The organism is Streptomyces sp. CA-243310, from assembly GCF_050936775.1.
Classification (GTDB): Bacteria; Actinomycetota; Actinomycetes; order Streptomycetales; family Streptomycetaceae; genus Streptomyces.
On the sequence record NZ_JBNJMF010000001.1, the window covers coordinates 3,215,610 to 3,229,165 of the forward strand.

The window sequence follows — 13,556 nt, forward strand, 5'->3', positions numbered from 1 at the left end:
GAATGTGTTCATGTTTACGGGTCAGGGTTCGCAGTATGTGGGTATGGGGCGGGGTTTGTATGTGACGGAGCCGGTGTTTCGGGCTGCGTTGGATGAGTGTGCGGATGTGTTGGTGGGGCATTTGGATGTGCCTTTGTTGGATGTGTTGTTCGGTGGTGTGGGTGGGGGGTTGGATCGGACGCGGTATGCGCAGGTGGGGATTGTTTGTGTGCAGGTGGGGTTGGTGCGTTGGTTGGAGTCGGTGGGGGTTCGTGCGGGTGCGGTGGTGGGTCACAGTCTGGGTGAGTTGACGGCTGCGTGGGCTGCGGGTGTGTTGGGGTTGGGGGATCTGTTGCGGTTGACGGTGTTGCGTGGGGAGTTGATGGAGGGGCAGCCGGGTCGGGGTGCGATGGCTGTGGTGCATGGGGATGTGGGGGTTGTGGTGGAGGCTTTGGCGGGGTTTCCGGGGGTGGAGGTGGCGGCTTTCAATGGGCCGCGGGTGGTGACGGTTTCGGGGCCGGCGGGTGTGGTGGCGGAGTTTTGTTCGGGGTCGGGTTTGCGGTGTGTTCCGTTGGGGGTGAGTCATGCGTTTCATTCGGTGTTGATGGAGGGTGCGGTGGGGCCTTTTGTGGAGGCGGTGGGGGTGTGGGGTTGTCGGCTCCGGTGATCGGGTTTGTGTCGTCGGTGTCGGGTGGTTGGCATTCGGCGGGGTCGGTGGTGGATCCGGGGTATTGGGGTCGGGCGATTCGTGAGCCGGTTCGTTTTGGTGAGGCGGTGGCGACGGTGTCGGGGGTGGGTGCGGGGGTGGTGTGGGAGATCGGTTCGCATCCGCAGTTGACGTCGTTGGCTCGTGCTTCGTGGGTGGGGGAGCAGCCGGTGTGGTTGGGCACGTTGCGGCGGGATCGGGTGGATCAGGTTGAGGTGCACGGGTCGTTGGCGGCGTATGTGAATGCGACGTCGGGTGATCTGGACTGGTCCGGGGTTCATGCGGGGAAGGGGCAACGGACCATCACCCTTCCCACCTACCCCTTCAACCGGCAGCGGTTCTGGATATCCGCCGGCCCGAACGAGACGACGAACACGAACATCGAGAACGAGACGAAGAGGCACCGGAACCATGGCTAGCGAATACGGACTGAAGCGACACTTCAACGGCGAAGCGGCACGCCTGATCGGCGGCAAGATCCGCACCGTCCACCCCGCGTTCGATGTGGAGGGCTACGCCGCGGAGGTCGAGTCCCGCATCCCCGACAAGGAACTGAAGGACCGGGTCCTCGTCCTGGCAGAAGGGCTGCGCACCCGTCTGCCCGCGGAGTACCCCGATGCCCTGCCGATCCTCCTGTCCGTTCTCGGCGACGAACTGGCCGAAGGCGAGGGCATGTTCAACACCAGCTGGTTCCTCATGCCGGTCGCCCGCTTCGTCGAGGAGTACGGCCTGGACCACCCCGACGCGTCACTGGACGCCATCGAGGAGATCACCAGGCGACACACGGGTGAATACGCGATCCGGCCCTACGTCGAACAGCACTACGCGCCGACCATGGAGCGCGTCGCACAATGGGCCCAGAGCCCCAGCCACAACGTACGGCGGCTGGCGACCGAAGGCATCCGCTCCCGGCTGCCCTGGGCCCGAACCCTGACCGTGTTCGTCAAGGACCCGCAGCCGGTCCTGGACATCCTCGAACCGCTGCGCAGCGACTCCTCCGAGTACGTGCGGAAGTCCGTCGCCAACAACCTCAACGACATCTCCAAGGACAGCCCCGACCTCGCCCTCGCGACCGCGCTCCGTTGGCTGGAGGAGAGCCCCACCCCCGAGACCGACTGGATCGTCAAGCACGGGCTGCGCACCCTCGTGAAGAAGGGCGACCAACAGGCCCTCACCCTCCTCGGGGCCACAGGCGGCGAGCACGTCAAGGTGCCCCGGCTGCGGATCACCCCCGGGGCGGTGACCCTCGGGGACACCCTCGTCATCGACTTCGACATCGAGAACACCGACGACCGGCCGCACAGCATCGCCGTCGACTACGTGGTGCACCACGTGCGGAAGAACGGGCGCAGCATTCCGAAGGTCTTCAAGCTGACCACCATCGAGCTCGGCCCCGGCGAACGGCGGTCCCTGGAGAAGACACACACCATCAAGGAGATCCAGACGCGCCGCTACTACACGGGCGAGCACACCGTCGACATCCAGGTGAACGGACTCGCCCTGGCCACCGGACGATTCGACCTCCACACGTGAGCGGCGTCGGGACACACCTCAGCGCCGCCGATCCGCTCGTCTCCGACCACCGGATCGGCGGCACCCCGGTCGTCCCCGCCGCCGCGCAGATCGACGCCGTACTGTCGGCCTGCGACATCGGGCGCCCCGACTGCCGGTGGGAGTTGGAACGGATCGCCTTCCGGACACCCCTGCTCGTGACGGGAGCCGGGGTCGAGATCGAGGTCCGCGAGACGGAGGACGGCCGGTGCGCCCTGCGCTCCGTACCGCCCGCGAGCGACGGAGTACCCGTCGAGCACAGCACCGCCCGCGCCACCGGCAGCCCGCTGCCGCCACCCCGCTACGTCGACGTGACGGCGCTGCGCGCCGGCTGCACGGAGCAGGTGCCGTTGGCGGACGTGGCCGCCTGGCGCGAGGCGAGCGGGATCGCCTACGGGCCGGCGTACCGGGCGATCCGGTCGGCGCACCGGGGCCCGGGCCGGATGCTGTTGATGCTCCGGGCCGCGGAGGACCCGAACGCGGCGGCGGCGCCCCCCTTCGTGCCGCCGCCGCTGCTCGACAGCGTCTTCCAGGCGCTCGGCATGCTCGACGGCGGTGCGGCCGGGGCGTGCCTGCCCTGGTACATCGGCCGGCTGGAGGCCCGCCGCCGCGTCTCCGGCACGGTGATCGCCCTGGTCGAACGGGACGAGCCGACCGCGGCCGAGGGCGCGGGAGGCGCCGTACGAGGGCGTGCCCTGGTCTGCAACCAGCAGGGGGAGGTCCTGCTGGAACTGGACCGCATCACCCTCAAGGCCGCCCGACTCGCGGAACCCCCGGAGTCCGCGGCGGCGGCCACCCCGGCCGCTCCCGCCACGTCTGCCGCCGGACCCGCCCTGCGGGTCGAACCGGGGCAGGCACCGCCCTCGGCCGCCTCGATCGAGACCGTCGTCTGGCGGAGGACCGGCCCGGCTCCGCGACACGCGTCCGCAGCCGAGGCCCCCGTGCTGGTCGTGTCCGCCCACGCCCCCCGACCCAGGGCGGGCCGGCACGTCCTGCACCTGACGCCGGAGCAGTTCGCCGCAGGAGGCCCGGAGACCCTGCCCGCGGACACCGCCTTACGGGACGTGGTGTACGTGGCGCCACGCGGCCTCACCGATGAGGCACGGGTCACGCAGGCGCTCGGGGAGGTCTTCGCCCTGGTGCGCCGGCTCCTGGCCCGGCCGCCGACACCCTCCCTGCTGATCGTCACCACCGCCGCCCACCAGGTGGCGACACAGGACACCGTCGACCCCTTCATGACCGCCCTGTGGGGTCTCGGACGCACCCTGCGCGTCGAGCATCCCCGCAGCACGATCCGCCTCCTCGACCTCGACCCCGACCTCCACCTCGACCCCGACGAGCCCGCCGGTCCGCAGGACGACGGTTCCGACTCCCTGTGGGAGGCGCTCGGTCAGGACCGGCCGGAACTCGCCCGGCGCGGCAACGCCTGGTACGAACCGTCCCTACAGCCGCACCCGCCGACGGACGCCACCGCCGACGCACGCCACCGAGGCGGCCGCTTCCTGATCACCGGCGGCATGGGCGGCATCGGCCTGAGTGTCGCGGAGTACCTCTCCGAGGCGGGCTGCGCCCATCTGACACTGGTCGGGCGGACCGTCCCGGACCGGGGAGAGGCCCGCGAGCGCCTCGACAGGCTGGCGGAACGCTGTGACCTGGAGATCGTCGCGGCGGACGTCCGCTCGTTGCGGGAGGCGCTGTCCGAAGCCCCGCGCTACGACGGGGTGTTCCACGCCGCCGGAGTCCTGCGCGACGGCCTGGCACGCGGCCTGACGCCGGATCAGGTGAACGCCGTACTCGAACCCAAGATCGGCGGCGCGCACGCACTCGCCGACCTGGTGTCCGAGTACGAACAGCCCGCCTTCGTCGCCCTGTTCTCCTCGGTCGCGGCGGTACGGGCGAACCTCGGCCAGAGCGCCTACGCCGCGGCCAACGCCTACCTGGACGGCTACGCCGCCCGCCAACGCGCCGAGGGCCGGCCCTGGTACAGCCTCGGCTGGGGCCTGTGGACCGTCGGCATGGGCGAGTCCATCGCTCCCAAAGCCGCGGCGCACGGGGTCCCCGCCCTCACCGCGGGCGACGGCATCGACCTCCTCCGTACGGCCCTGGCGCAACCACCCGCGCACTACGTCCTGTCCGCCGCCGCGAAAGCGAAGGATGAACCCATGACCGCTGTCACACCCGAAACCGGACTGTGGCCGTCGCTGACCCATGCGATCGGCAGGGTCCTGCTCGTCGACAACGTGGCCGTCGAGGACGACCTGCTGGAGCTGGGCCTCGACTCGATGATGGCGGTCGAGCTGGCCGCGACGCTGGCCACCGACGGGCTCGACATCGACCCGATGGTGTTCTTCGAGCGCACCAACGTCGGCGCGCTGCTCACCCACCTCGAATCGCTCCCGCGCGACCTCCCCGCCCAGGCCTCCGCCCCCACAGCCGCCCCCGCCCCCGCATCCACACCCGCTTCCGCCCCCGCACCGACCCGGGAGGCGCGCCGGGCGGCCCCGGCCGGTGCGCCACGCGGCGCGCTGCCGCCGCCCGTGACCGGGCGGGCCGCCGGTGCCACCTTCGTCCCCGACTGGGACCGTTTCAGGGACGTGCCGCACGCCCCGCCCACCCCCACGGTGACGCCGGCTCCCGTCCCGCCCCGGGCCCCCGGCCCGCCCCCGGGTGCCGCCGCCGTTCCCGACCCCGCGGCCGACCGCATACCCCGCCGAACCCTGCCCGGCCGGTTGGCCGACGCGCCCCACGGCAGGTTCCTCGACCGCCGCATCGACGCCCTGTCGGCGGAGGACCGTCTGATCGTCGCCAAGGACGAGTACTTCTACGAGCCGGTGATCGAGGAGGCCAAGGGCTCCCGGATCAAGTTCGACGGCCGGTGGTTCCTGAACTTCGCCTCCTACAGTTACCTGGGCCTCATCGGTCACGACTACATCGACGACCAGGTCCTGCGCGCCGTCGAGCGACACGGCACCGGCGCGCACGGGGTGCGGCTCCTGGCGGGCACCCTGCACCTGCACCGGGAGCTGGAACTCGCCCTCGCCCGCTTCCTGGGCACCGAGGACGCCATCGTCTTCTCCAGCGGATACATGGCGAACGTGGCGACGGTCGGCGCCCTCGTCGGCCCCGGGGACCTCGTCATCGGCGACGTCTACAACCACGCCAGCATCCTGGACGGCTACCGGCTGTCCGGCGCGTCGGTCATCACCTACGCCCACAACGACCTCGCCGACCTGGAACGCGCCCTGCGCAAGGTCGGCGACGCGGGCCGGCTGGTCGTCACCGACGCCGTGTTCAGCATGGACGGGGACGTCGCCGACCTGCCCGGCATCGTGGAACTCTGCGAGCGCCACGACGCCCCGCTCATGGTCGACGAGGCGCACAGCCTGGGCGTCCTCGGAGACACCGGACGCGGCATCACCGAGCACTTCGGCATCGACCCGGCGCGTGTCGACGTCAAGATGGGCACGCTCTCCAAGACGGTGCCCAGCGCCGGCGGTTACGTCGCGGGATCCAGGGACCTGGTCTTCGCGCTGAAGAACAACGCCCGCGGCTGGATGTTCTCGGCCGCCGCGACCCCCGCCCAGGTGGCGGCGGCCAAGGCCGCGATCGAGGTGATGGATGCCGCCCCGTCCCTCACCCGGCAACTGCGGGCGAAGACGACCCGGTACCGCGAGCAGTTGCGCGCCCTGGGCTTCGACACCCTGACCGGCGAGACGCCGGTGGTGCCGATCATCTGCGCGACCGCCGACCAGGCGGGGGAGATGGCCCGGCTCTGCCAGCTCGACGGGCTCTTCGTCCAGCCGATCGTCTACCCGGCCGTGCCGCGGACGCTGCCCCGGCTGCGGACCATCGTCAACCTCAGCCACTCCGACGCCGACCTCGACGCGGCCGTCGTGACGCTGGAGAAGGCCGGCCGTGCCTGCGGCCTCGTCCACTGAGCACCGACCGGGCGGAGCGCTCCACAGCACCGACGGGACACCACCGTGCGCCGATTGCCGCACGGCAACCAAGGGGGGAATCGAACATGACCGATGTCGACACCACTGCGTTCTTCGGGGCCGTTCTGAAGACCATCGCCTCGACCCGCAACCACGGAACCGGGCAGACGGAGTTCGTTTCGGGCGTCGTGGAGCCCACCAAGCGGATCCGCGCGTTCGAGAAGGAGGTCGGTGAACGGCGGCTGACCTCGACCGAGGCCGGGGAGGTGCTCGGTCTGTTGGAGACGACGCTGCGCACCAAGCGCACCCCGGACGAGGAGCGCGAGTACTACCTCCAGTACATCGAGAAGGTCGCCGGCATCAGCCGGGCCTCGCTGGGCGTGTCCGGCTGGTGAACACCTCCCGCCTCGCGTGGTACAGCCACGAGATCTGTTTCTGGCACGACCCCGGCCCCGGATCCGGGTACGTGCCCGTCGGGCCGGGCGTCGAGCCCCTGCGCCAGTTCGCGGTCGACCCCGACCTCCGGCGTGCCGAGGGGCTGGTCAAGGCGTCCGGGGTGATGGACCGGTTCACCGGCCACACCCCGACGCCCGCCTCCGACGAGGACCTGCTGCTCGTGCACGTACCCGAACACATCGAGCGGGTCGAGGCGGCCTCGGCGGCCGGTGCGGGTGACGCCGGCGTGTACGCCCACGTCAACTACCACAGTGCGCAGGCCGCGAGGCTCGCCGTCGGGGCCTGCGTGCAGGCCGCGACCGGCGTCATGGAGGGCCGGTTCGACCGGGCGTACTGCCTGGTGAGGCCGCCCGGCCACCACGCCGAGCCGGACCGGGCCATGGCGCTGTGCCTGTACAACAACCTGGCGGTGGCCGCCCGTGCCGCCCAGCGACACGGTGCGCGCCGCGTGCTGATCCTCGACTGGGACGTCCACCACGGCAACGGCATCCAACGGACCTTCTACGAGGACCCCGACGTGCTGTACGTCTCGGTGCACCAGGAGGGACTGTTCCCGGCGGCGTCCGGTCTCGTGCTGGAGACCGGGGCGGGCGAGGGGGCGGGCACCACGCTCAACGTGCCGCTGCCCGCCGGCTCGGGTCACGGCGCCTACCTCGCCGTGACGGACCGGATCGTGGCACCGGCGGCCCGCGCCTTCGGCCCCGATCTGATCCTCGTGGCGGCGGGCGTCGACGCGAGCGGCCACGATCCGATGGGTCGGATGCTGTGCACCAGTCGCACCTTCCACGCCATGACGTCGGTGATGTGCCGGCTCGCGGACGAACTGACCGGCGGCAGGATCGTCTTCGCCCACGAGGGCGGCTACTCGGCGTGGTACCAGCCGATGCTGGTGTTGGGCACGGCCTGCGCGGTGGCCGGCCTGCCGGCTCCCCAGGACCCGTTCCTGCACTCCCTCGAACACCTTCCCGGCCAGCGCCTCCAGCGTCACCAGGACCGGGTGATCACCCACCTGGAGGAGCACCACCCGCTGCTGGCCGGCACGGCCGCGGCAGGCCGATCCGGCGCCTGCGAGCGGCCCGCGCTCGTGGACGGGGGGCCGTGATGGGCAGCTGGTGGATGACGGTGGGCAACGGTGCGCGACGGCCGGCCGGCACCGGTCCGGGGACCGGACCCCGGACCCGTCCGCGGTTTCGGATCGTGGCGCTCCCGCACGCCGGCGGGTGGCCGTCCGCCTTCCGTTCCTGGTGGCAGGTGCTGCCCGAGGACGTCGAGTGCGTCGTCGCCCAACTGCCGGGTCGCGGTGCGCGCATCAACGAGCTGCCGCTGACCCGCGTCAAGCCGCTGGTCGACGCCCTCGGCCAGGGCCTCGCGGAGCTGGAGCCGCTGCCGTACGCGGTCATCGGGCACAGCTTCGGCAGCGTGCTCGGGTACGAACTCACCCGCTTCATGGAGCAGAAGGGGCTGCCTCCCACCCTGCTCGCCGTGTCGGCGCGCCAGCCGCCCTGCTTTCCCGGCGAGCCGCCGTTCGCGCACCTGCGCGGCGACACGGAGCTGCTGGAGCACCTGACCGACATCGGCGGGATGTCCCCGTGGCTGATGGACCGCGCCGACCTGATGCGGTCCTCGCTCCGCGCGATCCGGGCCGACCTGGAGGCCATGGAGACCTACCGCCGGCCGCTGTCCGGCACAGGCGTCCCCATCCTGGCGCTCGGTGCGGTGGACGATCCCGTCGTCATCGACGACCGGATGCACCTGTGGGCGCTGGAGACCTCGGGCGGCTTCGACCGACAGAGCTTCACCGGCGGCCACTTCTACCTCTACACACCCGCCAACGCGGCGGCCATCGCCGCCCGTCTGGTGCCCGGACCCGACGACCCCCGGTCGGATCCGCTCCTCCCACACCCCCTCGCCCGATGACCGCGTCGGGCCCCGATCAGCACCACCCCCGAAAGGAACCGAATGAGTACCACCGCCGACACCACCGAACAGGCAGGACCTCGTGAGTGGTTGGGCCTGGCCGTACTGGCGCTGCCGACACTGCTGCTGTCCATCGATGTGAGCGTGCTGCACCTGGCCGTCCCGCACATCAGCGAGGGCCTGAACCCCTCCGCCGCCCAGATGCTGTGGATCATCGACATCTACGGGTTCCTGATCGCCGGCTTCCTGGTGACCATGGGAACCCTGGGCGACCGCATCGGCCGCCGGAAGCTGCTCCTGATCGGTGCCGCCGCGTTCGGTGTCGCGTCCCTGGCCGCCGTCTTCGCCGACAACCCGGCCATGCTGATCGCGGCGCGGGCGGCGATGGGCATCGCCGGAGCCACGTTGATGCCCTCGACCCTCGCCCTGATCATCAACATGTTCCGCGACGGGCGGCAGCGCGGCGTGGCCATCGCCGTCTGGGTCACCATGTTCTCCGTGGGCATCGCGCTCGGCCCGGTGGTCGGCGGAGCCATGCTGGAGTACTTCTGGTGGGGCTCGGTCTTTCTGCTCGGTGTGCCCATCATGGGCTTGCTGCTGGTGGCCGGCCCGATCCTGCTGCCGGAATACCGGGACGAGGACGCGGGTCGGCTTGACCTGACCAGTGTGGCGCTGTCGCTCGCCGCCATCCTCCCGATCATCTACGGACTGAAGGAGATCGCCAACGAAGGGGTCGGCCCGATCCCGATCCTGGCGCTCGTCGTGGGCCTGGTCGTCGGTGTCCTGTTCATCCGTCGGCAGCGCACGCTGGCGAGCCCGCTGCTGGACCTCGGACTGTTCGGGAACCGCACGTTCCGTACGGCACTGATCACGCTGCTGCTCAGCATGCTCGTGGCGGGTGGAACGTATCTGACGGTGACCCAGTACCTCCAACTGGTCGGGGGGCTCTCCCCGATGAGGGCCGGCCTGTACCTGCTGCCCGCGGCCTTCGCGCTGATCGTGACGGCCGTCGTGTCCCCGATGGCGGCGAGCAGGATCCGTCCGGCGTACGTCGTCGCCGCCGGACTGGCCGTGTCGGGCGTCGGCCACCTCATGCTGAGCCTGGCCGACAGTTCCTCGGGCGTCGCCCAGGTGGTGACGGGCTTCGCCTTCGTCTACGCGGGCGGCGGACCGCTCATCGCCCTGGGCACGGACATCGTCGTCGGATCGGCCCGGCCCGAGCAGGCCGGATCGGCCGCGGCCATCTCGGAGACCAGCACCGAACTCGGCATGGCGCTCGGCGTGGCCCTGCTGGGCAGTCTCGGGGCCGCCGTGTACCGCAGCGGAGTGGATGTCCCCGCGGGGGTGCCGGAGGGCGCCGGTGACACGCTCGCCGGGGCGGTCGAGGCGGCGCGGCCCCAGTCCTCGGAGACGGCGGCTGCCCTGCTCGACTCGGCCCGCGCGGCGTTCACCGACGGCCTGAACATCATCGGCGGCATCGGGGTGTTCGTGGCGCTCGCCTCGGCCGTCCTGGTGGCCGCGGTCATCAAGCTCCCGGCCACGGGCGGTGGTTCCGCCGACTCCGACGCTTCGGCCGACGGCGTCGTGAACGCCGCCGCCGTGGAGGGGTGACGCGTCCCGCCCGTGCCTGCCGGCGCGGGCGGGACGCCGAGGGAGTGTGGCCCCGTGTCGAGGACGCGGGGCCACACCGCTCACGCTCCGGGGACGGACCGGTCCTCGTAGCAGGCGGCGTGGGCGGCCGAGGGTGCGATGGGCGTGATGACATCGATCAACACGCCGTCCGGAGCCGCCACGATGAAGTGCCGTTGACCGAACGCCTCTTCGCGCAGGGGAAGTTCCAACTTCAGGCCGGCGCCCGTGACGAGTCGCGCGTACTCGGCGTCCACATCGGCCACCTCGAAGTTGAGGAGCAGGCCCCCGGCCGGCCGGCGGAAGGCTTCCGGTACCGTCTCGTGCCCCGCGGCGACCAGGGCGAGTTCGTGGTGCGGCGGTTCCGGCTGCCGCAGGCTCACGTACCAGTCGCTCGTGTAGGTCGTCTCGAACCCGAACAGGGTGCGGTAGAACGCCACGGACTCGACGAGCCGCTCGGTGCAGAGCACGGGATAGAAGCCGGTCAGGGTGGAAGACGTCATCACAACACCGTTCTGAGGCGGGCATACGGTCATTTCCTCATAACGAGGGATGGTCCGGGGCGTCACGTCCGCCGTGTCGAAGGCAGGCGGACATGACAGCACGGGCGGACACGGCGGCAACGGAACGTCCGGTGCGCGAGGCGCGGGTATGGGTGGTGCGGCGCGAACCCCCTTGGGGGGAGGGGCGCTCGCTCTCCCTGCTCGACGCGGGGGAGCGGGCGAAGGCGGACTCCTTCACCCGACGGCGCGACCGGTCGATGTACCTGGCGGCGCACGCCGGGCTGCGGCTGGTGCTGGGCGACCGGCTCGGGCTCCACCCCCGCGACCTCCGGTTCGGCCGGGACCCGTGCGCGCACTGCGGCGGGGAACACGGTCGGCCGATCCTCCTGGGCGGCCCGGACGACCTGCACTTCTCCCTCTCCCACTGCGCGGGCATCACGCTCGTCGGCGTCGCCGACGCGCCCGTCGGGGTCGACGCGGAACCACTGCCCGGCCGCCGGACGGTCGAGCTGTGCCTGGCGCGGCTGCATCCGCGGGAGCGGGGCGAGTTGCTCCGCACCCCCTGGCTGGAACGGCCCCTGCGCTTCTGTCGGTTGTGGACGCGCAAGGAGGCCTACCTGAAGGCTTTGGGGACCGGGCTCAGCCGGGGACTGGACCGCGACTACCTGGGGGACGGTGAAGCGGGACGGCCCGCGGGCTGGACCGTCACCAATCTGTCCTGTGGCCCCCAGGGCGGCACGCATGCCGCGGCCCTGGCCGTTCCCGCAGGGGTGCGGGTGCCCGTCGAGCCGTGCGAACTGAACTGGTCGACGTACGGGCATGTCCCGGGCCGCGGGCCCTCGTTGGGGTAGGGGAGCCGCGTTGACATTCCAACGGTATGTCATTAGGTTCAGTTCGCATACCGTTGGTACGTGAGTGGAGATGGCACCCCATGCTGACCAGCTTCTGTCCGGTGATCTGCACCTCGCGGCTAGGGGAATCCCGCACGTTCTACAACACGCTGTTCGGCTTCACCGCCACCCACGCCACCGAGTGGTACGCAGGCCTCAGCCGTCCCGGGCGACACCACGAACTCGCCCTCGTCGACCACGGCCACCCCGCACTGCCCGAGGCGTTGCGCACGCCGATGCGCGCGGTGCGGATCACCCTGGAGGTGGACGACCGGGCAGGGGAGTGGGAGCGCCTCGCCACCCTCGGTGCGTGGAAATGCCCGGAGCGCGGACACCTTGTCATCAAGGATCCCAACGGGGTCCGGATCGACGTCGTCGCATCGAACTGACCGGTCGCGGGCCGCGGGGGCGGCCCGTCGAAGGGGGAGACCGCGTCGTGCCCAGAAGAACCGATCCCGATGAGGCGGTCGCGATCATGCGCGCCGCCGGACTCGAACCCCTGGAGCCCTACCCCGGGTCGAACACGGCCTGGAAGTGCCGCTGCCTGAAGAGCGCCCACCTGGTCGCGCCCACCCTCGGCTCGGTGCGCTCCGGCCGCACCTCCGGGTGCCGCCGGTGCGGCCGGGCCGCCGCCGACAAGCGACGACTGGCCGCCGGTGGGGAACGAGCCGAGACGGACATGCGCGGGGCGGGGTTCGAGCCCCTGGACCCCTATCCGGGCGCGGGCGCGCGATGGCGCTGCCGCCACCTCGCCTGCGGGCGGGTCGTCCACCCGCGGCTGTTCGGGGTACGGGCGGGCGGCGGTTGCCAGGTCTGTGCCGGGCGCGCACCGGTGGATCCGGCGGTCGCCGAAGCGGACATGCGCGCCATCGGCATGCAGCCGCTGGAACCCTTTCCGGGCCGGGTGCGCGACCCGTGGAAGTGTCGCTGCCTGAGGTGCGGCCACACCGGGGCGCCGGCCCTCAACAACGTTCGCGGCGGGCAGGGCGGTTGCGTGAACTGCGCGAGGCGTGCCCGGTAGGTCGGCGCCGGGGGCGGCGCGACGGCCGGGCCGCGCGGTCCCGTTCGCGGCCGGCGTGCCCGCCCTGGTCGCCTCGCGCGGAGCCCGCCCGCGGCTCACCTCGCGCGGAGTGCCTCCAGCATCCGCGCCAGCGCATGCCGCGTGTCCGTGAGATCGGCGGATTCCTCCGACGCGGCCAGCCACAGCACCGCCTCGTTCATGGCCCCCGAGAGCAGATGCATGAGCGGCGCGACCGGCTGCGCGGGGATGGTGCCCTCATGGATGAGGAGGGTGAGCGCCTCGGTCAGGTGGCGGCCCGAAGTGGCCTCGTTCATGGCCCTCCATTCCCTCCAGCCGAGCACGGCCGGCCCGTCGACCAACATGATGCGCTGGAGCGCGGGATCGGTGGAAGCGCTGATGAACGCCTGGCAGCCGAAAGCCAGTTGGTCCCAGGCATCCTCCTGCGCATCCGCCGTCGCCGCGATGTGCGCGGCGACCTCCTGCTGTACCTGCTCCAACACGGCCCGGAACAAGTCGGCCTTGCTGTCGAAGTGGTGGTACAGCGCACCCTTGGTCACCCCGGCGGCCCGGACGATCTCCGACAGGCCCACGGAGGCGTACCCCAGAGTGGAGAAGAGGCGCCGGCTCTCGCGCAGCAGACCGTGCCGCGTCTGCTCTCGCTGCTGCGCCCGAACCCCGTTCGTCATCGTCACGACCCCCGTCTTCGGCCATTCGAAGCCACGTGCACACGGTACTTCGCCGCCGCGCGCACGAGCGACCGGTGTGCGCCCGTGACTCCGTCCGCGGCGTGGGCGCACCAGGAGGCACCGGCGTGGCGGCTCGTCGGACGCATCCGAAGCCGGACGGCCCGGTGGATCCGCACGGTGATGTGCCCGCGCCGGCCGTGCCTGCAAACCGCCGAGGCGAGGAGCCGAGGCGAGGAGCCGAGGCGAGGAGCCGAGGCGAGGAGGGGCGAGGGACTTTCGG

General features: G+C 71.4%; 13 protein-coding genes. 11 read left to right on the plus strand and 2 right to left on the minus strand.

From position 1 onward, the window contains the following. The first annotated feature begins 43 nt into the window (after positions 1-43). From ACQEVM_RS14235 to ACQEVM_RS14270, 8 genes are all read left to right on the plus strand, one after another. A complete protein-coding gene (locus ACQEVM_RS14235) occupies positions 44-646 on the plus strand; it encodes an acyltransferase domain-containing protein (protein WP_433080005.1) in 603 nt (200 codons plus the stop codon). Further along, positions 643-1,104, plus strand: a complete 462-nt coding sequence (locus ACQEVM_RS14240) for a hypothetical protein (RefSeq protein WP_433078555.1) — start codon at positions 643-645, stop codon at positions 1,102-1,104. The genes ACQEVM_RS14235 and ACQEVM_RS14240 overlap by 4 nt, the downstream gene beginning before the upstream one ends. Continuing rightward, complete coding sequence (locus ACQEVM_RS14245; protein WP_433078557.1) at positions 1,097-2,218, plus strand: DNA alkylation repair protein; 1,122 nt, start codon at positions 1,097-1,099, stop codon at positions 2,216-2,218. The genes ACQEVM_RS14240 and ACQEVM_RS14245 overlap by 8 nt, the downstream gene beginning before the upstream one ends. Then, positions 2,215-6,174: a bifunctional SDR family oxidoreductase/pyridoxal phosphate-dependent aminotransferase family protein gene (locus ACQEVM_RS14250; RefSeq protein WP_433078559.1), complete on the plus strand. Its 3,960-nt coding sequence runs from the start codon at positions 2,215-2,217 to the stop codon at positions 6,172-6,174. The genes ACQEVM_RS14245 and ACQEVM_RS14250 overlap by 4 nt, the downstream gene beginning before the upstream one ends. An 86-nt stretch (positions 6,175-6,260) precedes the next feature. After that, positions 6,261-6,569 (plus strand): hypothetical protein, encoded by a 309-nt coding sequence (locus tag ACQEVM_RS14255; protein WP_433078561.1) that lies wholly within the window; start codon positions 6,261-6,263, stop codon positions 6,567-6,569. Continuing rightward, positions 6,566-7,732 carry a class II histone deacetylase gene (locus tag ACQEVM_RS14260; protein ID WP_433078563.1) on the plus strand — a complete coding sequence of 389 codons (1,167 nt, stop codon included), beginning with the start codon at positions 6,566-6,568 and terminating at the stop codon, positions 7,730-7,732. Before ACQEVM_RS14255 ends, ACQEVM_RS14260 begins: the two co-directional genes overlap by 4 nt. Before the next feature lie 95 nt (positions 7,733-7,827). Next, positions 7,828-8,547 (plus strand): thioesterase II family protein, encoded by a 720-nt coding sequence (locus ACQEVM_RS14265; RefSeq protein ID WP_433078565.1) that lies wholly within the window; start codon positions 7,828-7,830, stop codon positions 8,545-8,547. Positions 8,548-8,589: 42 nt separating this feature from the next. After that, positions 8,590-10,158, plus strand: coding sequence for an MFS transporter (locus tag ACQEVM_RS14270; RefSeq protein ID WP_433078567.1), 1,569 nt, complete (start codon positions 8,590-8,592; stop codon positions 10,156-10,158). An 80-nt stretch (positions 10,159-10,238) separates the two neighbouring features. On the opposite strand, the gene ACQEVM_RS14275 is transcribed toward ACQEVM_RS14270, so the two are convergent. Then, positions 10,239-10,679, minus strand: a complete 441-nt coding sequence (locus ACQEVM_RS14275) for a VOC family protein (protein ID WP_433078569.1) — start codon at positions 10,677-10,679, stop codon at positions 10,239-10,241. A gap of 92 nt (positions 10,680-10,771) precedes the next feature. Here ACQEVM_RS14275 and ACQEVM_RS14280 point away from each other — a divergent pair, with 92 nt between their 5' ends. The 3 genes from ACQEVM_RS14280 (at position 10,772) to ACQEVM_RS14290 (ending at position 12,590) form a co-directional block, all read left to right on the plus strand. Next, the gene (locus ACQEVM_RS14280; protein ID WP_433078571.1) at positions 10,772-11,530 is read left to right on the plus strand and encodes a 4'-phosphopantetheinyl transferase family protein; all 759 of its coding nucleotides are present in this window, start codon (positions 10,772-10,774) and stop codon (positions 11,528-11,530) included. 80 nt (positions 11,531-11,610) lie between these two features. After that, the gene (locus ACQEVM_RS14285) at positions 11,611-11,958 is read left to right on the plus strand and encodes a VOC family protein (RefSeq protein ID WP_433078573.1); all 348 of its coding nucleotides are present in this window, start codon (positions 11,611-11,613) and stop codon (positions 11,956-11,958) included. 47 nt (positions 11,959-12,005) lie between these two features. Next, positions 12,006-12,590 carry a hypothetical protein gene (locus ACQEVM_RS14290; RefSeq protein ID WP_433078575.1) on the plus strand — a complete coding sequence of 195 codons (585 nt, stop codon included), beginning with the start codon at positions 12,006-12,008 and terminating at the stop codon, positions 12,588-12,590. A 95-nt stretch (positions 12,591-12,685) separates the two neighbouring features. Here the strand turns inward: ACQEVM_RS14290 and ACQEVM_RS14295 are convergent, their stop codons facing one another. Continuing rightward, the gene (locus tag ACQEVM_RS14295; protein WP_433080007.1) at positions 12,686-13,276 is read right to left on the minus strand and encodes a TetR/AcrR family transcriptional regulator; all 591 of its coding nucleotides are present in this window, start codon (positions 13,274-13,276) and stop codon (positions 12,686-12,688) included. Between the last annotated feature and the right edge of the window lie 280 nt (positions 13,277-13,556).